Genomic DNA, 23627 nt, shown 5'->3' with positions numbered 1-23627 from the left:
GATCGGTGCTCTTTTTCAATGAAGCGTTTTATAAGGAATTCGTGGTTTTCGGACACTGAGTCCCGAAACCGGTTCAGCCTGCTTCGGCCAAGGTGCGCAGTTTAGCGTGACAGGCGCGAATTTCGAGGTTGTTTTTCACATCCCGGCGATTAAATGCACTCCTTTATAGGCCGCGCTCTGTCAGCCCCTTGACAGCATCGGCTATGATAGCGGCTTTGTTTTGTCTGGCCCCTCTGCGGCCGCGCACCTGTAAGTCAAGGATCCTATGAGCAAGCCCACTGTCGACCCTACCTCGAATGCCAAGTCCGGCCCTGCCGTGCCGGTCAATTTCCTGCGGCCGATCATCCAGGCAGACCTGGACTCGGGCAAGCACACGCAGATCGTCACCCGTTTTCCGCCTGAGCCCAACGGCTACCTGCACATCGGCCACGCCAAGTCGATCTGCGTGAACTTCGGCCTGGCCCAGGAGTTCGGCGGCGTCACGCACCTGCGTTTCGACGACACCAACCCGGCCAAGGAAGACCAGGAATACATTGACGCAATCGAAAGCGACGTCAAATGGCTGGGCTTCGAGTGGTCTGGCGAAGTGCGCTATGCCTCGCAGTATTTCGACCAGTTGCACGACTGGGCCGTCGAGTTGATCAAGGCCGGCAAGGCTTACGTCGACGACCTGACGCCTGAGCAAGCCAAGGAATACCGCGGCAGCCTGACCGAGCCGGGCAAGAACAGTCCGTTCCGCGACCGCTCCGTCGAAGAGAACCTCGACTGGTTCGCCCGCATGCGTGCCGGTGAGTTCCCGGACGGCGCCCGTGTGCTGCGTGCGAAGATCGACATGGCCTCGCCGAACATGAATCTGCGCGATCCGATCATGTACCGCATCCGCCACGCGCATCACCACCAGACCGGTGACAAGTGGTGCATCTACCCGAACTACGACTTCACCCACGGTCAGTCGGATGCCATCGAAGGCATTACCCACTCGATCTGCACCCTGGAATTCGAAAGCCATCGTCCGCTGTACGAGTGGTTCCTCGACGCATTGCCAGTGCCGGCGCACCCGCGTCAGTACGAATTCAGCCGTCTGAACCTCAACTACACCATCACCAGCAAGCGCAAGCTCAAGCAACTGGTTGATGAAAAGCACGTCAATGGCTGGGACGATCCGCGCATGTCCACGCTGTCGGGCTTCCGCCGCCGTGGCTACACACCGAAATCGATTCGCAACTTCTGCGAAATGGTCGGCACCAACCGTTCCGATGGCGTGGTTGACTTCGGCATGCTCGAATTCAGCATCCGTGACGACCTCGACCAGACCGCGCCGCGCGCCATGTGCGTACTGCGTCCGCTGAAAGTGGTGATCACCAACTACCCGGAAGGCCAGGTCGAAAACCTCGAACTGCCGCGCCACCCGAAAGAAGACATGGGCGTGCGCGCCTTGCCATTCGCCCGGGAAATCTACATCGACCGCGACGACTTCATGGAAGAGCCGCCAAAAGGCTACAAGCGCCTGGAGCCAGCCGGTGAAGTGCGTCTGCGCGGCAGCTACGTGATCCGTGCCGACGAAGCGATCAAGGACGCCGACGGCAACATCGTCGAGCTACGTTGCTCCTACGACCCGGACACCTTGGGCAAGAACCCGGAAGGGCGCAAGGTCAAAGGCGTGATCCACTGGGTGCCGGCCGCCGCCAGCGTCGAGTGCGAAGTGCGTCTGTATGATCGTCTGTTCCGTTCGGCCAACCCGGAGAAGGCCGAAGACAGCGCCAGTTTCCTCGACAACATCAACCCTGACTCACTGCAAGTGCTGACCGGTTGTCGTGCTGAGCCATCGCTTGGCAATGCACAGCCGGAAGACCGTTTCCAGTTCGAGCGCGAAGGTTACTTCGTCGCCGATCTGAAAGACTCGAAACCAGGTCAGCCGGTATTCAACCGTACCGTGACCCTGCGTGATTCGTGGGGCCAGTGATTCAGCGTCAAAGGAAATAACGTGCTAACGATCTACAACACGCTCACCAAGAGCAAAGAAGTCTTCAAGCCGCTGGATGGCAACAAGGTGCGCATGTACGTCTGCGGGATGACCGTGTACGACTACTGCCACCTCGGCCACGGCCGCAGCATGGTCGCGTTCGACCTGGTGACCCGCTGGTTGCGGTTCAGCGGTTACGACCTGACCTACGTGCGCAACATCACCGACATCGACGACAAGATCATCAACCGCGCCAACGAGAACGGTGAGTCGTTCGAAGCGTTGACCGAGCGCATGATCGCCGCGATGCACGAAGACGAAGCGCGCCTGAACATCAAGAAGCCGGACATGGAACCGCGCGCCACGGATCACATTCCGGGCATGCACGCGATGATCCAGACCCTGATCGACAAGGGTTACGCCTACGCTCCGGGCAATGGCGACGTGTACTACCGCGTCGCCAAATTCATGGGCTACGGCAAGCTGTCGCGCAAGAAAATCGAAGACTTGCGCATCGGCGCTCGTATCGAGGTTGACGAGTCGAAACAGGACCCGTTGGACTTCGTGCTGTGGAAAGCCGCCAAACCGGGCGAGCCGAGCTGGGAATCGCCGTGGGGCGCCGGGCGTCCGGGCTGGCATATCGAGTGCTCGGTGATGTCCACCTGCTGCCTCGGCGAGACCTTCGACATTCATGGCGGTGGCAGCGACCTTGAGTTCCCGCACCACGAAAACGAAATCGCCCAGAGCGAAGCGGCCACCGGCAAGACCTACGCCAACGCGTGGATGCATTGCGGCATGATCCGCATCAATGGCGAGAAGATGTCCAAGTCGTTGAACAACTTCTTCACCATTCGCGACGTGCTGGAAAAGTACCACCCGGAAGTCGTGCGTTACCTGCTGGTGTCGAGCCACTACCGCAGCGCGATCAACTACTCGGAAGACAACCTCAAGGACGCCAAAGGCGCACTCGAACGTTTCTACCACGCGTTGAAAGGCCTGCCGAACGTCGCACCTGCCGGCGGCGAAGCCTTCGTCGAGCGTTTCACCACGGTGATGAACGACGACTTCGGTACGCCGGAAGCCTGCGCGGTGCTGTTTGAGATGGTGCGTGAGATCAACCGCCTGCGCGAGAGCGATCTTGATGCCGCGGCGGGCCTGGCGGCGCGTCTGAAAGAGCTGGCGAGCGTGCTGGGTGTGTTGCAGTTGGAGGCGGACGACTTCCTGCAGGCGGGCGCCGAAGGGCGAGTCGATGCGGCTGAGGTTGATGCGCTGATTGCTGCGCGTCTGGCGGCGCGGGCGGGCAAGGATTGGGCTGAATCCGACCGTATCCGCGATCAGCTCACTGCCATGGGCGTGGTGCTGGAAGATGGCAAGGGTGGGACGACCTGGCGTCTGGCTGACTGATTGCTTTATCTGGTTTAAAACAAAACCCGCCTTGTGCGGGTTTTGTTTTGGCTGCGAAGAACAGCCCTCTCCCAGAGGTAGAGGGCTGGGCGGGTGGCGTTCCGATGAGGGGAACGGGGTTCACTCAACCTTCAATCTGCCGCAACCGCTTATAGAGCGTATTGCGGCTAACACCCAATCGCCGCGCCAGATGGGAAATATTCCCCCCGGAAGCCTTCAACTCCCGGTTCAACGCCTCAACATCATTCAGATCCAGCCCCAACGGCGCCGCGCCCTCAACCGGTTCCATCTCCAGATCGACAAAAAAATCATCCGGCAAATGCTCAGGCCTGACCGGCTGCTCCTCAGCCATCGCCAGCGCCACCTGCATCACGCTGCTGACTTGCCTCAGATTCCCCGGCCACGGATGACGGCTGAACAACTCCAGCACCTCCTGGCTCAACCCCGCCCATTGCGTCGGCTCACGATGCTGCTCCCATAGCCGCTTGAACAATGCCTCCTTGTCACTGCGCTCGCGCAGCGGCGGCAGTTCCAGCGTCAGCCCGCCAATGCGGTAGTACAAATCCTCACGAAACCGCCCCAACTGCACTTGCTCTCGCAGAGATCGGTTGGTCGCCGAAATGATCCGCAAGTCCACCGGGAACAACTCGCTGCTGCCCACCGGTTGCACGCAACGCTCCTGCAACACCCGCAACAACCGCGCCTGAGTCGGCAATGGCATGTCGCCGATTTCATCGAGGAACAATGTGCCTTTGTCCGCCTTGCGAATCAGGCCGATGCTGCCTTTCTGGTTGGCGCCGGTGAATGCGCCTTTCTCGTAGCCGAACAGTTCCGACTCGACCAGTTCGGCGGGGATCGCCGCGCAGTTCACGGCGATAAACGCTTGATTGCTCCGTGAGCTGGCCTGATGCAGGGCTTTGACGAAGACTTCCTTGCCGACCCCGGTTTCGCCGTGGATCAGCAACGGAATGTCTTTCTCCAGTAAGCGTTCCGCCTGCCGCACGGCTTTTTCCACGCGACTGTCGCCCCAGTGCAGGGTGTTGAGGCTGATGGCGGTGGGCGCGGCGGTTTTGGGTTCAGCCGCAAAAACGCGCGGTTGAATCGACGCCTGTTTCGGCCGCTTCAACAAACATTGAAAACGGTTACGCCCAGAGGTCTGCAAGGCAAACGGCAACCCGTCGGGCTGATTGATCAATTCCAGCAGCGACACTTTGAACAGGCTCTCAACGCTGACCCGCGACAAACGCACGCCAAGCAGATTATCGGCACGGCGATTGGCCGACAGCACTTGTCCGCTCTCATCAAAGATCAGCAGCCCGGCCCATTGGCTGTCGAGGTTGTTCAAACCGGTGTTGAACGTCAGTTGAAAGTGCTGGCCATGGAACAGGTTGAGGATCAGCCGGTTTTCCACCGTCTGGCTCATCATCTTGACCATGCCCAGCGTGTGTGAGGGCGGCAGATAGCTGTCGCTTGAGACATCAAGCACCGCAATGACCTTGCGTTCGGCGTCGAAAATCGGCGCGGCGGAACCGGTCATGAAGCGGTTGGCCTTGAGAAAGTGTTCGTCGTGTTCGATATGCACCGCCTGTTCACAGGCCAGCGCCGTGCCGATGGCATTGGTGCCGCTGCAGCGCTCCATCCAGCTGGCCCCGGCCTGAAACCCCCGCGCGAGGTTCGGTTCGATAAAGCGTTGCGTGCCCCAGGACGTCAGCACCTGGCCCTGATGGTCGGCGAGCATGATCAGGCAGTTGGAGTTGCTCAGGATGTTGTCGTAGTAGGGCAGGACTTCCTGGTGCGTGGTTTGCACCAGCGAGTGATGACGCTCGAGCAATTGCGCGATGCCGGTCGCAGGCAGTTGATCAAACGCGGGCGTGCTCTGGTGGTCGAGACCGAACGCCCGGCAACGTTGCCAGGAACTCTGAACGATGGCGTCGTGGGACAGCGGCGGGACGGGTGCGACCATGACAGTCAGCCTCTGATGCAGCGATTTTTATTGTTGTTATGAACCCGGTCTTTGAAACGACACAAATCCCCTTGTGGGAGCGAGCAAGCTCGCTCCCACAAGGGATCTCTTTCGCATTCGAGACAGGGCAAAAAGCGTTCATAGAGTGTTGTTCACTCTTGTTCATTGTCAATCGCCCAACTGTTCAAATGTGTTCAGCAATGAACGCCATATCCTCGCGTGTTTAACGATTTTCACGACAAATCAATCACTTGCCATTTCTGGCACGAAAGTCGCTCCTGTGCACAGGTCGCTTGACTCCAATAATAAAAAGGCCGAGCCATGTCACTCACCCTGGAGCACGTCAGCCGCACCGTCGAAGGCCAGACCTGGATCGACGATGCGTGCCTGAAATTCGAACCCGGTTCCTTCAACGTTTTGCTCGGCCGCACGCTGTCCGGCAAAACCAGTCTGATGCGTTTAATGGCCGGTCTGGACAAGCCCGACAGCGGCCGCATCCTGATGAACGGCGTCGACGTCACCCAACGACCGGTGCGTTTGCGCAACGTCTCGATGGTCTATCAGCAGTTCATCAACTACCCGACCATGACCGTGTTCGAGAACATCGCCTCGCCGCTGCGTCAGGCCGGAGTGTCGAAAGAGATCATCCACAGCAAAGTGCAGGAAACCGCGCGCATGCTGCGCATCGAGAAGTTCTTGCAGCGCTATCCGCTAGAGCTGTCCGGCGGCCAGCAGCAGCGCACCGCCATGGCCCGCGCGCTGGTCAAGGACGCAGAGCTGATTCTGTTCGATGAGCCGCTGGTCAACCTCGATTACAAACTGCGCGAAGAGCTGCGCCAGGAAATGCGCGAGCTGTTCAAGGCACGCCACACCATCGCCATCTACGCCACCACCGAACCCAACGAAGCGCTGGCACTCGGCGGCACCACCACCATTCTTCACGAAGGCCGAGTGATCCAGAGCGGCCCGTCGACCTCGGTGTATCACCAGCCGCAAACGGTGCTGGCGGCGGAATTGTTCTCCGAGCCGCCGATCAACCTGATGCCCGGTCGCATCGCCGGCAATGAAGTGAGTTTTGCCAACTTCGTACACTTTCCGTTGAACGTCGATCTGCGCCCGGTGGGCGAGGGCGAGTTCCGCTTCGGCGTGCGCCCCAGCCACATCTCGCTGGTGCCAAGCAACGATGACGACCTCGAACTGGCGGTCACTGTAGAGGTCGCCGAAATCAGCGGTTCGGAAACCTTCCTGCATGTGCGCAACGAGCATTTCCTGCTGGTGCTGCATTTGCCCGGCGTTCACGAATACGACGTCGACGCGCCGATTCGTATCTACATCCCGACCCACAAACTGTTCGTTTTCGATGCGCAGGGCCGTCTGGTGCAAGCACCGGGCCGGCGTGTCGCGAGGGTTGCCTGATGGCCGAAATCCGTTTGCAGCACCTCGCCCACAGCTACAGCAAAACCCCGAGCGTCGCGGAGGATTACGCGATCCGCGAGATGGATCACGTCTGGGAACAGGGCGGCGCTTACGCTTTGCTCGGTCCCTCCGGTTGCGGCAAGTCGACCTTGCTCAACATCATTTCCGGCCTGCTCAGCCCCTCGCAGGGCCATGTGCTGTTCGACGGCAAAGCGGTCAACGACCTCACGCCGGAGAAGCGCAACATCGCTCAGGTTTTCCAGTTTCCGGTGGTCTACGACACCATGACCGTGTTCGATAACCTTGCGTTTCCCCTGCGCAATCAGGGCATGGCCGAGGCGAAAGTGCACAGCAAAGTGCAGGAAATCGCCGAAGTCCTCGACCTGCAAAACCTGCTGAGCAAGAAGGCGCGCAACCTCACCGCCGACGAAAAACAGAAAGTCTCCATGGGCCGTGGCCTGGTCCGTGACGACGTTTCGGCAATCCTGTTCGACGAACCGTTGACGGTGATCGACCCGCACCTGAAATGGAAGCTGCGGCGCAAGCTCAAGCAGATCCACGAGCAGTTCAACATCACCATGGTCTACGTCACCCACGATCAACTGGAAGCCTCGACCTTCGCCGACAAGATCGCGGTGATGTACGGCGGCCAGATCGTCCAGTTCGGCACGCCACGGGAATTGTTCGAGCGGCCGAGCCACACCTTCGTCGGCTACTTCATTGGCAGCCCGGGCATGAACCTGATCGAGGTGCAGCCGCAGCCTGGTGGTGTCGGTTTCGCCTCCACGCACCTGCCGTTGTCCGACGCCATGCAGCGCCATATCGAACACGGCCAGTGGAAAAATCTGAAGGTCGGCATCCGTCCCGAGTTCATTCATGTGTGGGACGAGCCTTTTGATGACGCGATGCAGGCAAAGGTCGTACACGTCGAAGACCTCGGCACCTACAAGATCATGACCCTCGACCTCGATGGCGCGCCGCTGAAAGTACGTCTGGCCGAAGACAAACCGGTGCCGCAGGGCACGGCGTACATCAGTTTTCCGGCGCAGTGGCTGATGGTTTATGCCGATGAGTTTCTGCTTGAAGCCGATGATGAGGTGCAGCCATGAACAAGGTGCAGAACAACAAGGCCTGGTGGCTGGTGTTGCCGGTGTTTCTGCTGGTGGCGTTCAGCGCGGTGATCCCGATGATGACCGTGGTCAACTATTCGGTGCAGGACATCTTCGACCAGTCCAGCCGCTACTTCGTCGGCGCCGACTGGTACAAGCAAGTGCTGCTCGATCCTCGCCTGCACGACTCGTTGCTGCGCCAGTTCATCTACTCCGCGTGCGTGTTGCTGATTGAAATCCCGCTGGGTATTGCCGTCGCGTTGACCATGCCGACCAAGGGCCGCTGGTCCTCAGTGGTGCTGATCATTCTGGCGATTCCGCTGCTGATCCCATGGAACGTGGTCGGCACGATCTGGCAGATTTTTGGCCGTGCCGACATCGGTTTGCTGGGATCGAGCCTCAACGCGATGGGCATCAGCTACAACTACGCGGCCAACACCATGGACGCCTGGGTGACGGTGCTGGTGATGGACGTCTGGCACTGGACGTCGCTGGTGGCGCTGCTGTGTTTCTCCGGGCTGCGCGCCATTCCTGATGTGTATTACCAGGCGGCGCGCATCGACCGCGCCTCGGCCTGGGCGGTATTTCGGCACATTCAGTTGCCCAAACTGAAGAGCGTGCTGCTGATCGCGGTGATGCTGCGCTTCATGGACAGTTTCATGATCTACACCGAGCCGTTCGTGCTCACCGGTGGCGGGCCGGGTAACGCCACGACCTTCTTGAGTCAGACGTTGACGCAGATGGCCGTAGGGCAATTCGACCTTGGTCCGGCAGCGGCGTTTTCGCTGGTGTACTTCCTGATCATCCTGTTGGTGTCCTGGCTGTTCTATACCGCCATGACGCACTCCGACGCCAACCGCTGAGGCCCGGCCATGAGCAAGAGAAAGCTTATTCCGCTGCTGGTGTACATCCTGTTCCTGCTGGTGCCGATCTACTGGCTGCTGAACATGTCATTCAAGAGCAACACCGAAATCCTCGGCGGCCTGACCCTTTTCCCACAGGACTTTACGCTGGCGAACTACAAGGTGATCTTCACCGACCCGAGCTGGTACAGCGGCTACATCAACTCGCTGTATTACGTCAGCCTCAACACGGTGATCTCGCTGAGTGTGGCGTTGCCGGCGGCGTATGCGTTTTCGCGTTATCGCTTTCTCGGCGACAAGCACCTGTTCTTCTGGCTGCTGACCAACCGCATGGCGCCACCGGCGGTGTTCTTGCTGCCGTTCTTTCAGTTGTATTCGTCGATTGGTCTGTTCGACACGCACATCGCCGTGGCCCTGGCACACTGCTTGTTTAACGTGCCGTTGGCGGTGTGGATTCTGGAAGGCTTCATGTCTGGCGTGCCCAAGGAGATCGACGAAACCGCCTACATCGACGGCTACAGTTTTCCCAAGTTCTTCGTGAAGATTTTCATCCCGCTGATCGGCTCCGGCATCGGTGTCACGGCGTTTTTCTGCTTCATGTTTTCCTGGGTCGAACTACTGCTTGCGCGCACCTTGACCTCGGTGAATGCCAAACCGATTGCGGCGGTGATGACCCGCACGGTGTCGGCGTCGGGTATCGACTGGGGCGTGCTGGCAGCGGCGGGGGTGTTGACCATCCTGCCGGGCATGCTGGTGATCTGGTTTGTTCGCAACCATGTGGCCAAGGGCTTTGCCCTCGGTCGGGTCTGAGGGGTTGATGATGGAATGGATGAGCTGGACTACACCTACCGCAGTTTTCTTCATCGTCATCGGCCTGATTCTGGTGGGTATGACGACATGGGAGTTGCGCTCGCCGAGCATCCTGCGGCGAGGTTTTCTGCCGATTGCCACCACCCGTGGTGATCGCTTGTTTATCGGTCTTCTCGGCAGCGCCTACCTGCATTTGCTGGTCATCGGCGCTACCGACTGGAGCATCTGGGGGGCGTCCGCGTTGTCCCTGGTGTGGCTGTTGGCTGTGATGCGTTGGGGCTAGTCGAGTCATTCGGCAACCGTGCTCCGAAATCCTAAACAGGAGGTCTCTATGTTCGACAAAAACAATAAGCTGCGACATAGCATTTCATTGGCAGCCATGCTGGCTCTCAGCGGTTTGAGCGCCGCCGCGTGGGCGGATGCCTACGAAGACGCGGCGAAAAAATGGATCGGCAGTGAATTCAAACCGTCGACCCTGACGGCCGAGCAACAGCTCGAAGAACTGAAGTGGTTCATCAAGGCGGCTGAGCCGTTTCGCGGCATGGACATCAAGGTCGTTTCCGAGACCCTGACCACCCACGAATACGAGTCGAAAGTGCTCGCCAAGGCCTTTAGCGAAATCACCGGGATCAAGCTCACCCACGACCTTCTGCAAGAAGGTGACGTGGTCGAGAAAATGCAGACGGTGATGCAGTCCGACAAGAATATCTATGACGGCTGGGTCAACGACTCCGACCTGATCGGTACGCACTTTCGCTACGGCAAGACCGAATCGATCACCGACCTGATGGCCAACGAAGGCAAAAACTTCACCTCGCCGACCCTCGACCTCAAGGACTTCATCGGCATCTCGTTCACCACCGCGCCGGACGGCAAGATCTATCAATTGCCTGACCAGCAGTTTGCCAACCTGTACTGGTTTCGTGCCGACTGGTTCGAGCGCGCCGACCTGAAAGCCAGATTCAAGGAAAAGTACGGCTACGAATTGGGCGTGCCGGTGAACTGGTCGGCCTATGAAGACATCGCCAAATTCTTCAGCGAAGACGTCAAGGAAATCGACGGCAAACGCGTTTACGGCCACATGGACTACGGCAAGAAAGATCCGTCGCTGGGCTGGCGTTTCACCGATGCCTGGTTTTCCATGGCCGGTGGCGGCGACAAGGGCCTGCCCAACGGTTTGCCGGTGGACGAGTGGGGGATTCGTGTCGAGGACTGCCACCCGGTCGGCTCCAGCGTGACCCGTGGCGGCGACACCAATGGTCCGGCGGCGGTATTCGCCACGACCAAGTATGTCGACTGGCTGAAGAAGTACGCGCCACCGGAAGCGGCGGGCATGACCTTCTCCGAGTCGGGGCCGGTGCCGTCGCAGGGCAATATCGCTCAGCAGATTTTCTGGTACACCGCATTCACCGCCGACATGACCAAACCGGGCCTGCCGGTGGTCAACGCCGACGGCACGCCGAAGTGGCGCATGGCGCCGTCGCCTAAAGGCCCGTACTGGGAAGAGGGCATGAAGCTCGGTTATCAGGATGTGGGCTCCTGGACATTCATGAAGTCCACGCCTGAGAAACAGAAGCTTGCGGCGTGGCTGTACGCGCAGTTTGTGACCTCGAAAACCGTGTCGCTGAAGAAAACCATCGTCGGTCTGACGCCGATTCGCGAGTCGGATATCAACTCGCAGGCGATGACCGATCTGGCGCCGAAACTGGGTGGTCTGGTTGAGTTCTATCGCAGCCCGGCCCGCGTGCAATGGTCGCCGACCGGTACCAACGTGCCGGACTATCCGCGTCTGGCGCAATTGTGGTGGAGCCACATCGCCGAAGCGGCCAGCGGTGAGAAGACCCCGCAACAGGCGCTCGACGGTTTGGCCAAGGATCAGGACGCGATCATGACACGCCTGGAACGCTCCAAGGCCCAGGCCGTTTGCGCACCTAAGATGAACCCGGAGCGCGATGCGCAATACTGGTTTGATCAGCCGGGCGCACCGAAACCGAAATTGGCGAACGAGAAGCCGAAAGGCGAGACCGTGAGCTACAACGAACTGCTGAAATCGTGGGCGGATGCACGTAAGTGATAGCGGAACTGTGAAAAGCGAACGGCACCGGAAGGTGCCGTTTTCTTTGTTGCCTGATCTAGCGCTTTCGCTTGCAGGCAAGCTCCCACAGGTTTCAGTGGTGTTCACAAAAACTGAGTACCCCGAAATCACCGTGGGAGCTTGCCTGCAAGCGAAGGGGCAATGGGCGGCACCGCAGGAAACCCAAGCCTGAACACGGTCATCGCCCCCGGCAAACTCTTCACCTCCGCCACGCCCTGATGCAGGCTCATGATCGAGCGCACGATCGCCAGCCCCAATCCCGTGCTGCCCTGCGAGCGCGAGCGGCTGCTGTCGACTCGGTAGAAGCGGTCGAACAGATGTGGCAGATGTTGCGCCTCAATCCCGGCGCCGGGGTTGCTGACCAGCAGGGATGCCTGCGTCGCACTCTGTTCAATCATCAGCGTCACGGTTTTCCCGTTCGGGCAATGACGCAATGCGTTGGACAGCAGATTGGAAATAGCCCGCTGAATCATCAACCGATCGCCCATCACCTGTGCGCTGCCAATGACATTCAAATGAATATCCTTGTCCTGCGCCGACAACGAAAACATCTCGGCGACGTTCGCCACTTCAACCTCCAGTGCCACCGCTTCAAACGGCGTCAGCGCCGACGGATGACTGACCTGCGCCAGAAACAACATGTCCGAGACAATCCGCGCCACACGTTCCAGTTCCTCGGTGCACGACACCAGCACGTCCTTGTATTCCTCGGTCGTGCGCTCGCGGGACAAGGTCACCTGCGCCTTGCCCATCAGGTTATTGATCGGCGTGCGCAGTTCATGCGCCAGGTCATCGGAGAACTGCGACAACTGCTGCACCCCGGCATCCAGCCGATGCAGCATGAAGTTGATGCCTTGCGCCAGTTCACTCAATTCCTGCGGCATGTTCACCACGGACAATCGATGTTCCAGGTCCTGGGTCGAGACCATTGCCGCCACTTTGCGAAACTCACGCAGCGGCGCTAACCCACGCTGCACCGCGCCCCACGCGGTCAAGCCGATGAACACCAGCAACAACGGCAAGGCAATCAGCGTCGAGCGCAGATAGGCGCTGAGCAAGGCCTGATCATGGGCGTTGTCCATCGACAGCAGCACCGGCACGCTGTTGCCGTCCTTGAGACGAATCAGCTTGGACACGGTGAGGTATTTGGCCCCTTCGGCATCGATGCTGTCGGAGTAAGTCAATTGATCAGTGGTCGCCCGCACCGCTTTCAATTCAACCCGTGGATCAGTCAAACCGCTACCGGACTTGAGCAGCGGCGAGCGCCGGTTCAAGCGGTCATAGATCGTCAAAGTGAGGTTGTCATGGCCCATGACCTGATCGAGCAAAATGTGCGGTTTGCCGCTGATTTCATTGGCGTCGATGTACAGCGACAAGCTGTGTTCGACCTGCGCCATTTTCTTCTCAAGACTGTCGCGCGATAGCGCGTTCAGTTCATGGGTCAACGCGAAATAGGCAAGGATCGCCAGGAACACCACCAACAGCGCGCCGAGAATACTCACCGTCAAACCGAGACGCATCGACAGGCTGGAGGGCTTCATTCCCGCGCCTCCAGCACATAACCGACACCGCGCAGGGTGTGAATCAGTTTGCTGTCGAACGGGTCGTCGATCTTCGCCCGCAAACGGCGGATCGACACTTCGACCACGTTGGTGTCGCAATCGAAATTCATATCCCACACCAGCGAGATAATTTGTGTGCGCGTCAGCACTTCACCGGACTGGCGCATCAGCAAATGCAGCAGGGCGAACTCCTTGGTGGTCAGGTCGATACGCTGCGCACCACGAAATGCGCGATGGCGGCCCGGATCGAGTTCCAGATCAGCGACTTTCAGCACCTGCGGCACCGGGATGTTCTCGCTGCGACGCATCAAGGTGCGCACTCGCGCCAGCAGTTCGGGAAATTCGAACGGCTTGACCAGATAATCGTCGGCGCCCAGATCCAGGCCACGAATCTTGTCGGCCAGACGCCCGCGCGCGGTGAGCATCATCACCCGTGTGGAGTGGGTGCGACGCAGTTGTTCCAGCACGCCCCAGCCATCCAGTTCCGGCAGGTTTACGTCGAGAATAATCAGGTCATAGGCCTGCTGTTGCGCCAGATGCAGGCCATCGGCACCGGTGGCGGCGTGGTCAACGACATAGCCACTTTCGGTCAAGCCCTGATGCAAGTATTCGGCAGCTTTAAGCTCGTCCTCGACGACAAGGATTCGCATGATCTTTCACCACTTTTATTTAATCGGTATGTAATTAAGGTGGCCGGGATAGTTGTTGTTTTTGTAAGGACTTCCGGACGGAGTTAAATCAATGAATGGCGTGCACGGTAAAGGCTGTAGTGACTACAGAGTCAACGCTTGGCGGCTTTAAATCGGCGTTCTGCGACAGCCTGTCGCAGCATAAAGATCGAAATTCCTGCAGCTTTGATTCCGGCAAGTACTGTTCGGCGGATAACTACAGAGCATTTGTTTCGATGTATTACTACAACGCTGTTCGCGCTCCGCATCGTAGATCAAAACAACTTGTGCAAACCGTGGATAACGGATTTGTAATGTTCCAGTCACCTTGTCGATAAGTTCAAAACCCTACCGTGGCGGCATCAAAGATTCTTGAATAAAGGAAGTCTGCCATTGCCCGGCTTAATTGAACTTACGGCGCGATCACGCCTGCAAAATACCGCCAGCGGCCTGCTGTTGTTGGTCAGTGCCAGCGTGGCAAATGCCTCGACCCTGACGCTGGATCAAGCCCTGCAAAGCGCCTTCGCCAGCAACCCTGATTTAGCCGCCGCGCAATGGGAAATCGGCATTGCCGAAGGTGACCGCCAACAGGCCGGTCTGATCCCCAACCCCGAGGTGTCGTGGGAAGCCGAAGACACTCGCCGCGAGTCGCGCACCACCACAGTGATGCTCAGCCAACCGGTCGAACTGGGTGGCAAACGCGGCGCGCGGATCGATGTCGCCAGCCGCGCACAAGATGCCGCCGGGATTGAACTGGAGCGCAAACGCAATGCCTTGCGTGCCGATGTGATTCAGGCGTTCAACAGCGCGCAAACCGCGCAACAGCGCCTGCAACTGTCTCGCCAGTCGCTGCAATTGGCCGAGCACGGTGTGCGTGTGGCGCAAGGGCGCATCGAAGCAGGTAAATCATCACCGGTCGAAGGCACGCGCGCGCAAGTGCAGTTCTCGGAAGTGCGCCTTGAATTGAGCCGGGCAGAGCGCGATCAGGCCACCGCGTACCAACAATTGGCGCAAGTCATGGGCGCGCCGTTGCCGACATCGACCAAGGTGCAGGCACCCACGCAAAGCATGCCGGACGTCCCTCCACCGACACGATTGCTCGAGCGCTTGAACGAGACCGCCGAACTGCGTCTAGCCAAACTGCAGATCGATCAGCGTGAAGCATCGTTGGGCCTGGAAAAGTCCCAGCGCATCCCCGACCTCACCGTGAGCATCGGCAGTCAATACAGTGAAACCGAGCGCGAACGCGTCAACCTGGTCGGCCTGTCGATGCCGATTCCGCTGTTCAACCGCAATCAGGGCAATGTGCTCGCCGCCGCGCGCCGAACCGATCAGGCGCGGGATCTGCGCAACGCCACCGAACTGCGTTTGCGCACCGAAATCCAGACCAGCCTCGAGCAATGGCAGACCGCCAACGGCGAGGTAAAGGCATTCAACCAGACCATCCTGCCTGCGGCGCAAAGTGCGGTCGACAGCGCCACCCGTGGTTTCGAAATGGGCAAGTTCGGCTTCCTCGATGTACTCGACGCCCAGCGCACGCTGATCGCCGCGCGTAGCCAATACATCCAGGCCGTCAGCGAGGCGACCGACGCCCGTGTACGCATTGAACGGATCTTCGGCGAGCTCGCCGTCAGCCCTTGAATTTCACCTTTCACAACACTGCGCGCAGGTACGGCGCAGAGGAGCTTCCATGGATAAAAAACTGATGGTGGTCGCGGTGGCGACGTTGGCGCTGGGCATTGGTATCGGCTCGATGTGGGCGGGCGATGCAAGCATCGATGCCCATGCCGATGAGGCAGCCGAACATGCCGATCACGCTGAAGAAGGCGCAGCGGCTGAACATTCCGAAGAAGGCCACATCGAACTGAGCGCCGAGCAAATCACCGCCGCCGGTATCCAGCTCGCCGAAGCACGGGCGCAAAACATCAGCCGCGACCTGCCGTTCCCCGGCGAAGTGCGCTTCGACGAAGACCGCACCGCCCACGTCGTGCCGCGCGTGCCGGGTGTGGTCGAGGCGGTGGCGGTCAACCTCGGGCAAACGGTGAAGAAGGATCAGTTGCTGGCGGTGATCGCCAGTCAGCAGATCTCCGATCAACGCAGCGAGCAGGCCGCCGCGCAGCGCCGTTTGGCATTGGCGCGCACCACCTACGAACGCGAGAAAAAGCTCTGGCAGGACAAGATCTCTGCCGAACAGGATTTTCTCCAGGCGCGCCAAGCACTGCAAGAAGCCGAAATCGCCGTGAGCAACGCCCGACAAAAAATCAGCGTGCTCAGCGGCAGCGTGGTCGCCACCGGCGGCAATCGCTATGAATTGCGCGCGCCGTTCGATGGCGTGGTGGTGGAAAAGCATCTGACGCCGGGCGAGGTGGTCGATGAAAGCACAGCGGCGTTCACGCTCTCGGATCTGTCGCGAGTGTGGGTGACGTTCGGCGTTTCACCGAAGGATCTGAACAAGGTTCAAGTAGGCAAAGCGGTCACTGTCAGCGCCCCCGAACTGAACGCTGAAGTGGTCGGCAGCGTGGCTTACGTCGGCAGTTTGCTCGGTGAACAGACTCGTACCGCAACGGTTCGCGTCACCTTGGAAAACCCCCAAGGCTCATGGCGCCCCGGTCTGTTCGTCACCGCACTGGTCGCCACCGACAGCCGCGAAGCGAAAGTCGCCGTACCGGAATCCGCGATCCAGACCGTCGAGGACAAACCCACGGTGTTCGTGCGTACCGACGACGGCTTTGAAGCTCGCGCGGTAGAGCTGGGCAGTCGCGCCGCCGGCCATGTGGAAATCACTCAAGGCCTGGAACCGGGCGTGCAAGTCGCCAGCGCCGGCAGCTTCGTCCTCAAGTCGGAGCTGGGCAAAGCCTCAGCCGAGCACAGTCATTAATTCTGGAAGGTCCTCATGTTCGAACGCCTGATCCAGTTTGCCATCGAGCAACGCATCATCGTGCTGCTCGCCGTTCTGCTCATGGCCGGCCTCGGTATCGCCAGTTATCAAAAACTGCCGATCGACGCCGTACCCGACATCACCAACGTCCAGGTGCAGATCAACACCGGCGCCGCCGGGTTTTCGCCGCTGGAAACCGAGCAGCGCATCACCTTCCCGATTGAAACCGCGATGGCCGGTTTGCCAGCGCTGGAGCAGACCCGTTCGCTGTCGCGCTCAGGCTTGTCGCAGGTCACGGTGATCTTCAAGGATGGCACCGACCTGTTCTTCGCCCGGCAATTGGTCAACGAGCGTCTGCAGATTGCCAAGGAGCAATTGCCTGAAGGCGCAGAGGCAGTCATGGGGCCGATCTCTACCGGGCTCGGTGAGATTTTTCTGTGGACGGTTGAGGCGAAGGAGGGCGCGTTTAAGGACGACGGCACAAGCTACACGCCGACCGATCTGCGGGTGATTCAGGACTGGATCATCAAGCCGCAATTGCGCAACGTGCCGGGTGTCGCCGAGATCAACACCATCGGCGGTTTCGCCAAGGAATATCAGATCGCGCCGGACCCGAAACGGTTGGCGGCGTACAAACTGACCCTCACCGATCTGGTCACCGCGCTGGAGCGCAACAATGCCAACGTCGGCGCCGGTTACATCGAGCGCAGCGGCGAGCAGTTGCTGATTCGCGCGCCGGGGCAAGTGGCGAGCACCGAGGACATTGCCAACATCGTCATGGCCAACGTCGACGGCACGCCGATTCGGGTGAAGAACGTCGCTACCGTGGATATCGGCCGTGAACTGCGCAGCGGTGCGGCCACGGAAAATGGCCGCGAAGTGGTGCTCGGCACGGTGTTCATGTTGATCGGCGAGAACAGCCGCACCGTCTCGCAAGCGGTGGCCAGCAAGCTGGAGCAGATCAATAAATCCTTGCCGCAAGGTGTGATCGCGGTGCCGGTGTACGACCGCACGCACCTGGTCGACAAAGCCATTGCCACGGTGAAAAAGAACCTCATCGAAGGCGCGATTCTGGTCATCGCGATTCTGTTTCTGTTCCTCGGCAACATCCGCGCGGCGCTGATTACGGCGATGGTGATTCCGCTGTCGATGCTGTTCACCTTCACCGGGATGTTCAGCAACAAGGTCAGCGCCAACCTGATGAGCCTCGGCGCGCTGGACTTCGGCATCATCGTCGACGGTGCGGTGGTGATCGTCGAAAACACCCTGCGTCGCCTCGCTCATGCGCAGCAGTATCACGGTCGTTTGCTGACCCGCGCCGAACGTTTCAAGGAAGTGTTCGCGGCGGCGAAAGAGGCGCGACGACCGCTGATTTTCGGCCAGTTGATCATCATGGTCGTGTACTTGCCGATCTTCGCCCTGAGCGGCGTCGAAGGGAAAATGTTCCACCCGATGGCGTTTACCGTGGTCATCGCTTTGCTTGGCGCGATGCTGTTGTCGGTGACCTTTGTGCCAGCGGCAATTGCGCTGTTCGTGACCGGCAAAGTCAAGGAAGAAGAGGGCGCAGTGATGCGTGGCGCGCGTCGTGTGTATGCGCCGGCGCTGGCGTGGGTGATGTCGCATCGCGCCGGTGCTGTTGGTGCGGCGCTGGGCGTGATTGTGCTCAGCGGCGTGCTCACTAGCCGCCTGGGCAGCGAGTTTGTGCCGAGCCTCAGCGAAGGGGATTTTGCTTTGCAAGCGCTGCGCGTGCCGGGTACCAGCCTGACGCAATCGGTGGACATGCAGCAGCGCCTGGAGACGTTGATTCTGGCGAAGGTGCCGGAAGTCGAGCGCGTTTTTGCCCGCACCGGCACCGCCGAAATTGCCTCCGACCCCATGCCGCCGAACATCTCCGACAGCTACGTGATGCTCAAACCGAAAGAGCAGTGGCCGGACCCGGGCAAGTCCCGCGAAACCCTGATGGCGGAACTGCAAGCGGCCGCCGCGACGCTGCCGGGCAGCAACTATGAACTGTCGCAGCCGATTCAATTGCGCTTCAACGAACTGATCTCCGGTGTACGTAGCGATGTCGCGGTGAAGGTGTTCGGCGATGACAGGGACGTGCTCAATGCCACCGCTGCGAAAATTGCCGCCGCGATGCAGAAGGTAAGCGGCGCATCCGAGGTGAAGGTCGAACAGACCACCGGGTTGCCGGTGCTGACCATCAACATCGATCGCGACAAGGCTGCGCGTTACGGGCTGAATGTTGGCGATGTACAGGACACGATTGCCGTCGCCGTGGGCGGGCGGCAGGCGGGGATTTTGTATGAAGGCGATCGGCGTTTCGAAATGGTCGTGCGTTTGTCCGATGCGATGCGCAAGGACATCGGCGGGCTCTCGGCGTTGCTGATTCCGGTGCCTTCTGTGAATGGCTCGGCGAGTCAGATTGGTTTTATCGCCCTCAAGGAAGTCGCCAGCCTCGACCTGGTGCTTGGGCCGAATCAGGTCAGCCGCGAAAACGGCAAACGACTGGTGATCGTCAGCGCCAACGTGCGCGGGCGTGATATCGGCTCGTTTGTCAGTGAGGCCGGCGAAGTGATCGAACGTGACGTGCAAGTGCCGGCCGGTTACTGGACCAGTTGGGGCGGGCAGTTCGAACAACTGCAATCGGCGGCCAAGCGTTTGCAGATTGTGGTGCCGGTGGCGTTGCTGCTGGTGTTTGGGTTGTTGTTCATGATGTTCAATAATCTCAAGGACGGTTTGCTGGTGTTTACCGGGATTCCGTTTGCGCTGACCGGTGGGGTCATGGCGCTGTGGCTGCGGGATATTCCGTTGTCGATTTCGGCGGGGGTCGGGTTTATTGCGTTGTCCGGGGTGGCGGTGTTGAACGGCTTGGTGATGATTGCGTTTATTCGCAATTTGCGTGAGGAGGGGCGTTCGCTGTCCGCTGCCATTCACGAAGGTGCGCTGACGCGTTTGCGGCCGGTGTTGATGACGGCGTTGGTGGCGTCGCTGGGGTTTATCCCGATGGCGCTTGCGACCGGTACCGGCGCGGAGGTGCAGCGACCACTGGCAACCGTTGTGATCGGCGGGATTCTGTCTTCCACGATCCTGACGCTGCTGATCTTGCCGGCGCTCTACCAACTCGCCCATCGCCGGGATGAGGAACCGTTTTCATCTGAATAGGTAATCTCCTACAGGTTTTGTGTTCGACTTCAGAAGAGTGCCGGGCACATAACGGATATGTAATTTCCCCGCCACCGTCACGAAAGGTGCGCCTTGTTACCTTGATCCCGTCAGTTACTTAAACGAGGAATCAACGATGAAACTTGCCCAACTCAGTACCTTCGCAGCCGCTCTGGCGATCTCTTCTGTGGCCTTGGCGGAAGGCGGCGGTGACCGCACTTTCGAGCGGATGATGACCAGCCACGACCGCTCCATGGAACTCTTCGTCGCCAAGGAAAAAGCCGCCGGCAACCCGGTGGTCGTCAACGACAAGAAAGACGACAAGACCCGCGATCTGTAAGCCTGCTGCCTTTATAGAAGCCCGTCATCGCGCATCGATGCTGGGCTTTTTTTAAGCCTGAACGGGAAGGAAAGGGATATGAAAGTACTCAAGTTGATCGCATTCGTCGCTGTTATGGCGATGTCGGTGAATGTGCTGGCTGAAGGTGGCGGTGACCGCACTTTCGAACGTGCGCTCAGTGCCAACAGCAAAGCCATGGAGCAGTACGCCGCCCAACAGGGCAAACCGGCGCCAGTGGTGAAGGATTACGAATACGGGATGAAGCTGGACGTGGTCAAGGTGGTGAGCGTGGTGAAGCCGCAGCCTGCGTGCAAAGTGGTGCCAACGGCCATGACTTATGAGGACTCCAAGGGGCAGCTCAACACCATCAAGTACAACGTGATGGGCGTGTGTCGAAACGGCGGGAGCTGAATCTGTAACGTCAGAACGCGGTCCCCTGTAGGAGCCTTCGGCAGCTCCTATACGTTCTGTATTTCAATTCGTGATGTTTAAAGGTTGTGTTGGAAGTGCGGAACCATTCCCACAATGGTTTCAGGTTGTCCGTCGGACATCCGCTCTCAAGCCTGTGTGGGTCGCTGCCAATTCAGCGATCGGGATTGGAACCCCGTGGCTCAACTGAAGCAAAACGCACTGTTCAGGACGTATGCTTGCGCACTTTCATGTGTGCACTCCGTTATGGCGGCTGTGCGCGGGAGACTTCGAGTCTGTCGGGTTTGCTCAGTTGCCCGGGTTCCAACCTGCGTACAGCTGCCACCCTTTCGCGAGGAACCGAAAGGGCCAGCTCCACCTTCAAGCTGAGTAAAAAATTATGAAAAAGCCAACCCCAAATCCCCCCTAAGCAGACGCAATCCCCGACGCCAACTCAACATCCCCCTACGCCTCCGTCGACACCCGAAAACTTCACGAAGCCGCCGAGCGAGGGGGAAAGGGAGCCGATCTTCAAGCCATTCAAAACCAAAGTACGCCCCGGTTTTTCAGGTCGATGTATCTTCAACAGCCCGCTCGGTCAGTCCCCTCTACCTCTGGGAGAGGGCTAGGGTGAGGGCCGGGTCTAAATCTGGAAAACACAACCACGGCAAAACGCAGAGCAAAAAAAAGCGCCCCGAAGGACGCCAAAAGATTCACCTCTTACCAAAGGAGCAAGGAGCTTCTAAAGGTGAATTTGCATCAACCGCGCAATCAGAGAATCGCCAGCGGATACTCGACAATCACCCGCACTTCATCCAGATCCGACTCGAACGCCGTGGCGCGGGTGGTGGCCTGGCGCAAACGTAGCGACAAGTCTTTCATCGAGCCGCTTTGCACCACGTATTTGACTTCGATATCGCGCTCCCAACGCTTCTGATCGGTCAGCGGATTGCCCTCGGCATCGCGACGCATGTACACCGCGTTGGCATTGGAATAATCCGCGTCGGTGCCGCGTGCGTAACGGGTCATGAACGACAGACCCGGTACGCCATAGGTGCTCATGTCGAGGTCATAGCGCACCATCCACGAACGCTCTTTCGGCGAGTTGAAGTCGCTGTACTGGATCGAGTTGTCGAGGAAGATCGAGTCGGACTGACGCAGGTAATCGAAGTCGTCATTGCCGTTGTTGCGCTGGTGGGAGAGGGCGACGGAGTGGGCACCAAGCTTGACGCCGACGCGCCCACTCCAGATGTTGTTGTCGAATTCGCCGAGCAGTTGCTTGCCTTCATCGACGGCCTTGTAATAGTTCAGGCCACCGAACAGTGACAGATCGTCCGACAGCGGATACGTCCATGCGGTACCAGCGTAGTACTGGTTCCAGGCATCCTTGAGCCGACTGGAGTACAGGCTGAAACTGAGATTCTTGTTCAGCGCATAATCGCCGCCACCATAAGCGATCCACGGCGAATTGACCGGACCTGCGTAGAAGGTCGCGAAGTTCTCACGCATGTCGCTGGACACCGGTTGGCTCATGGCATGCAGCCGACCACCCTGCACCGAGAAACCGTCGATGCTGGTGTTGGTCGCCGTCACCCCGCGAAAGCTTTCCGGCAACAAGCGCGAGTCACCCGCCGCCACCAGCGGATTGGCCGGGAACACATCGCCAACCCTCACCACCGTATCAAACGCCCGAATTTTCGCGGCGCCACCCACCTTGGTGTATTCGTCTCGCGCCTCACCATCACTGGTGACCGGCAACACATCAAACGAACTGCGCCCGCCGTTTCGCCCGTCACCGGTATCGAGCTTCAGACCGATCATCGCAAACGCATCAACCCCGACCCCGACGGTGCCTTGGGTAAAACCGGATTCGAACTTGCTGATCACGGCATGCGCCCAGGCTTCGGAATAACCGTCGCCGGTCGGGCTGGACTGGCCGTTGCGATGATCACGATTGAAATAGAAGTTACGGTTGAGCACCGTCAGGCTGCTGCCTTCGACAAAGCCCTCGGGCTTGTCCTCTGCAAACACCGTGGACGGCCCGGCGCCGACCACCACCGCTAAAGCGGCCATCGACATTTTTGTATTGTTAACCATCAAACACTCCTTGGGTTCGGCAGAACGGGAACGTGCGTCGGCGTGGGTTTTATTGTTCGGCGGGGCAGGGCCCGCCGGCAGGGTCGCCGGGTCACATCGTTGCAAGCTGCGGATAACGCCAAGGTGATGAGGGAATTACAATTTCGTCATGTGTCTGGAATGTAAACCCTGTATCAGGTCAAGGCTGCGAGCTGTTCGATTGTCTGTGGAAAACGCTCGACCAGACGGATCAGGGTTGTGGCCTGAGCATTGGGCGTTGCTCGTCCTTGCTCCCAGTTTTCGAGCGTCCGCGTGTTGGTGCGTAGATACATCGCGAATACTGACCGGGAAAGATTAAGTTGCTGACGGATGGCTACCACTTCCTCCGCAGTGATCGGCATCAGTTTTGGCAACTGAACCTTGTGGGTACGCAAAGTGATTTTGCCTTGGCGTTCATCGGCCAGTGCTTCCAGTCCATCCATCAGTTCGGAAAAAATGTCACGTTTCATAGTGGGTTCTCGCGTTGAGTTCTCTATCCAGTGTTTTTCTGAACAGTTTTTTCTGGGCAGGCGTCAAATCGTCCTGCTCGTTTTTGTTGTAGACGGTAAAGAGCCAGAACTGATCGAAGCCTGACCACCAGTAATAAATCACTCGTAATCCGCTGCGCTTACCTTTCCCTCTTCGTTGGTCGCCAAAGCGAATTTTACGAAGCCCGCCTATGTCCTCGATGAGATCGCCCGCTTCCGGATTTTTCAGCAGCTCCAGTTGAAAGCTGCGGAACAGATCGTCATCCAGATAGTCGTCTCGGTGCTTCTGAAACACAGGCAATTCGATAAATAGAGCATCTATGCTTTGTACGTTACCTGCGTATAGTTTTGTCTCGATAATCGAATCGGTCAAGGCCTCC

At 59.0% G+C, this 23627-nt stretch carries 19 protein-coding genes; 13 read left to right on the top strand and 6 right to left on the bottom strand.

Annotated elements, in window-relative coordinates:
• The first annotated feature begins 265 nt into the window (after positions 1-265).
• Positions 266-1963, top strand: a complete 1698-nt coding sequence (locus AACY19_RS01950; protein WP_339447402.1) for a glutamine--tRNA ligase/YqeY domain fusion protein — start codon at positions 266-268, stop codon at positions 1961-1963.
• A 21-nt stretch (positions 1964-1984) separates the two neighbouring features.
• Positions 1985-3367 (top strand): cysteine--tRNA ligase, encoded by a 1383-nt coding sequence (gene cysS / locus AACY19_RS01945; RefSeq protein WP_077573639.1) that lies wholly within the window; start codon positions 1985-1987, stop codon positions 3365-3367.
• A gap of 124 nt (positions 3368-3491) precedes the next feature.
• Here cysS and AACY19_RS01940 read toward each other — a convergent pair whose 3' ends face one another.
• Positions 3492-5330 carry a sigma-54-dependent Fis family transcriptional regulator gene (locus AACY19_RS01940; protein ID WP_339447397.1) on the bottom strand — a complete coding sequence of 613 codons (1839 nt, stop codon included), beginning with the start codon at positions 5328-5330 and terminating at the stop codon, positions 3492-3494.
• A gap of 321 nt (positions 5331-5651) precedes the next feature.
• On the opposite strand from AACY19_RS01940, the gene AACY19_RS01935 reads away from it, so the two are divergent.
• From AACY19_RS01935 to AACY19_RS01910, 6 genes are read left to right on the top strand one after another with little or no spacing between them, the layout of a single operon-like run.
• Positions 5652-6746 (top strand): ATP-binding cassette domain-containing protein, encoded by a 1095-nt coding sequence (locus AACY19_RS01935; RefSeq protein WP_122590316.1) that lies wholly within the window; start codon positions 5652-5654, stop codon positions 6744-6746.
• Positions 6746-7855 carry an ABC transporter ATP-binding protein gene (locus AACY19_RS01930; protein ID WP_339447394.1) on the top strand — a complete coding sequence of 370 codons (1110 nt, stop codon included), beginning with the start codon at positions 6746-6748 and terminating at the stop codon, positions 7853-7855. Before AACY19_RS01935 ends, AACY19_RS01930 begins: the two co-directional genes overlap by 1 nt.
• Positions 7852-8718, top strand: a complete 867-nt coding sequence (locus AACY19_RS01925) for a carbohydrate ABC transporter permease (RefSeq protein WP_007912484.1) — start codon at positions 7852-7854, stop codon at positions 8716-8718. Before AACY19_RS01930 ends, AACY19_RS01925 begins: the two co-directional genes overlap by 4 nt.
• A 9-nt stretch (positions 8719-8727) precedes the next feature.
• Positions 8728-9528 (top strand): carbohydrate ABC transporter permease, encoded by an 801-nt coding sequence (locus tag AACY19_RS01920; protein WP_123450806.1) that lies wholly within the window; start codon positions 8728-8730, stop codon positions 9526-9528.
• Between the two features lie 10 nt (positions 9529-9538).
• Positions 9539-9811 (top strand): DUF2160 domain-containing protein, encoded by a 273-nt coding sequence (locus AACY19_RS01915; RefSeq protein ID WP_339447391.1) that lies wholly within the window; start codon positions 9539-9541, stop codon positions 9809-9811.
• Between the two features lie 48 nt (positions 9812-9859).
• Positions 9860-11602, top strand: coding sequence for an ABC transporter substrate-binding protein (locus tag AACY19_RS01910; RefSeq protein ID WP_339447389.1), 1743 nt, complete (start codon positions 9860-9862; stop codon positions 11600-11602).
• Between the two features lie 128 nt (positions 11603-11730).
• On the opposite strand, the gene AACY19_RS01905 is transcribed toward AACY19_RS01910, so the two are convergent.
• Positions 11731-13164, bottom strand: coding sequence for a heavy metal sensor histidine kinase (locus AACY19_RS01905; RefSeq protein ID WP_339447387.1), 1434 nt, complete (start codon positions 13162-13164; stop codon positions 11731-11733).
• Positions 13161-13835 carry a heavy metal response regulator transcription factor gene (locus AACY19_RS01900; RefSeq protein ID WP_007920164.1) on the bottom strand — a complete coding sequence of 225 codons (675 nt, stop codon included), beginning with the start codon at positions 13833-13835 and terminating at the stop codon, positions 13161-13163. The genes AACY19_RS01905 and AACY19_RS01900 overlap by 4 nt, the downstream gene beginning before the upstream one ends.
• A gap of 411 nt (positions 13836-14246) precedes the next feature.
• Between AACY19_RS01900 and AACY19_RS01895 the strand changes: the two genes are divergently transcribed.
• The 5 genes from AACY19_RS01895 (at position 14247) to AACY19_RS01875 (ending at position 20647) form a co-directional block, all read left to right on the top strand.
• On the top strand, positions 14247-15494 hold the full coding sequence (locus AACY19_RS01895) for a TolC family protein (protein ID WP_339447385.1): 1248 nt from the start codon (positions 14247-14249) through the stop codon (positions 15492-15494).
• 49 nt (positions 15495-15543) lie between these two features.
• Complete coding sequence (locus AACY19_RS01890) at positions 15544-16731, top strand: efflux RND transporter periplasmic adaptor subunit (RefSeq protein ID WP_339447383.1); 1188 nt, start codon at positions 15544-15546, stop codon at positions 16729-16731.
• Between the two features lie 15 nt (positions 16732-16746).
• Positions 16747-19896 carry a CusA/CzcA family heavy metal efflux RND transporter gene (locus AACY19_RS01885; RefSeq protein WP_339447381.1) on the top strand — a complete coding sequence of 1050 codons (3150 nt, stop codon included), beginning with the start codon at positions 16747-16749 and terminating at the stop codon, positions 19894-19896.
• A 136-nt stretch (positions 19897-20032) separates the two neighbouring features.
• Positions 20033-20236, top strand: a complete 204-nt coding sequence (locus AACY19_RS01880) for a co-regulatory protein PtrA N-terminal domain-containing protein (protein ID WP_150693910.1) — start codon at positions 20033-20035, stop codon at positions 20234-20236.
• Between the two features lie 78 nt (positions 20237-20314).
• Complete coding sequence (locus AACY19_RS01875) at positions 20315-20647, top strand: DUF2790 domain-containing protein (RefSeq protein ID WP_339447376.1); 333 nt, start codon at positions 20315-20317, stop codon at positions 20645-20647.
• A 768-nt stretch (positions 20648-21415) separates the two neighbouring features.
• On the opposite strand, the gene AACY19_RS01870 is transcribed toward AACY19_RS01875, so the two are convergent.
• The 3 genes from AACY19_RS01870 to AACY19_RS01860 form a co-directional block, all read right to left on the bottom strand.
• Positions 21416-22741: an OprD family porin gene (locus tag AACY19_RS01870; protein ID WP_339447374.1), complete on the bottom strand. Its 1326-nt coding sequence runs from the start codon at positions 22739-22741 to the stop codon at positions 21416-21418.
• Positions 22742-22914: 173 nt separating this feature from the next.
• A complete protein-coding gene (locus AACY19_RS01865) occupies positions 22915-23229 on the bottom strand; it encodes a helix-turn-helix domain-containing protein (RefSeq protein WP_007964870.1) in 315 nt (104 codons plus the stop codon).
• Entirely contained in the window at positions 23219-23569 is a 351-nt protein-coding gene (locus tag AACY19_RS01860; RefSeq protein ID WP_339447874.1) for a toxin, read from the bottom strand. Before AACY19_RS01860 ends, AACY19_RS01865 begins: the two co-directional genes overlap by 11 nt.
• Positions 23570-23627 lie beyond the last annotated feature (58 nt).

Origin of the sequence: Pseudomonas sp. EA_5y_Pfl2_R50 (assembly GCF_963970475.1) — a bacterium.
Taxonomy (GTDB): Bacteria; Pseudomonadota; Gammaproteobacteria; order Pseudomonadales; family Pseudomonadaceae; genus Aquipseudomonas.
The sequence above is the reverse complement of the archived record's forward strand: the minus strand, read 5'-3'. Positions and strand labels throughout refer to the sequence as shown.

Bases quoted from the DNA above. Each gene is read 5' to 3' on its own strand.
- AACY19_RS01950 (WP_339447402.1), top strand. From the start codon at position 266: ATGAGCAAGCCCACTGTCGACCCTACCTCGAATGCCAAGTCCGGCCCT.
- AACY19_RS01940 (WP_339447397.1), bottom strand. From the start codon at position 5,330: ATGGTCGCACCCGTCCCGCCGCTGTCCCACGACGCCATCGTTCAGAGT.
- AACY19_RS01935 (WP_122590316.1), top strand. From the start codon at position 5,652: ATGTCACTCACCCTGGAGCACGTCAGCCGCACCGTCGAAGGCCAGACC.
- AACY19_RS01930 (WP_339447394.1), top strand. From the start codon at position 6,746: ATGGCCGAAATCCGTTTGCAGCACCTCGCCCACAGCTACAGCAAAACC.
- AACY19_RS01925 (WP_007912484.1), top strand. From the start codon at position 7,852: ATGAACAAGGTGCAGAACAACAAGGCCTGGTGGCTGGTGTTGCCGGTG.
- AACY19_RS01920 (WP_123450806.1), top strand. From the start codon at position 8,728: ATGAGCAAGAGAAAGCTTATTCCGCTGCTGGTGTACATCCTGTTCCTG.
- AACY19_RS01915 (WP_339447391.1), top strand. From the start codon at position 9,539: ATGGAATGGATGAGCTGGACTACACCTACCGCAGTTTTCTTCATCGTC.
- AACY19_RS01910 (WP_339447389.1), top strand. From the start codon at position 9,860: ATGTTCGACAAAAACAATAAGCTGCGACATAGCATTTCATTGGCAGCC.
- AACY19_RS01905 (WP_339447387.1), bottom strand. From the start codon at position 13,164: ATGAAGCCCTCCAGCCTGTCGATGCGTCTCGGTTTGACGGTGAGTATT.
- AACY19_RS01900 (WP_007920164.1), bottom strand. From the start codon at position 13,835: ATGCGAATCCTTGTCGTCGAGGACGAGCTTAAAGCTGCCGAATACTTG.
- AACY19_RS01890 (WP_339447383.1), top strand. From the start codon at position 15,544: ATGGATAAAAAACTGATGGTGGTCGCGGTGGCGACGTTGGCGCTGGGC.
- AACY19_RS01885 (WP_339447381.1), top strand. From the start codon at position 16,747: ATGTTCGAACGCCTGATCCAGTTTGCCATCGAGCAACGCATCATCGTG.
- AACY19_RS01880 (WP_150693910.1), top strand. From the start codon at position 20,033: ATGAAACTTGCCCAACTCAGTACCTTCGCAGCCGCTCTGGCGATCTCT.
- AACY19_RS01875 (WP_339447376.1), top strand. From the start codon at position 20,315: ATGAAAGTACTCAAGTTGATCGCATTCGTCGCTGTTATGGCGATGTCG.
- AACY19_RS01870 (WP_339447374.1), bottom strand. From the start codon at position 22,741: ATGGTTAACAATACAAAAATGTCGATGGCCGCTTTAGCGGTGGTGGTC.
- AACY19_RS01865 (WP_007964870.1), bottom strand. From the start codon at position 23,229: ATGAAACGTGACATTTTTTCCGAACTGATGGATGGACTGGAAGCACTG.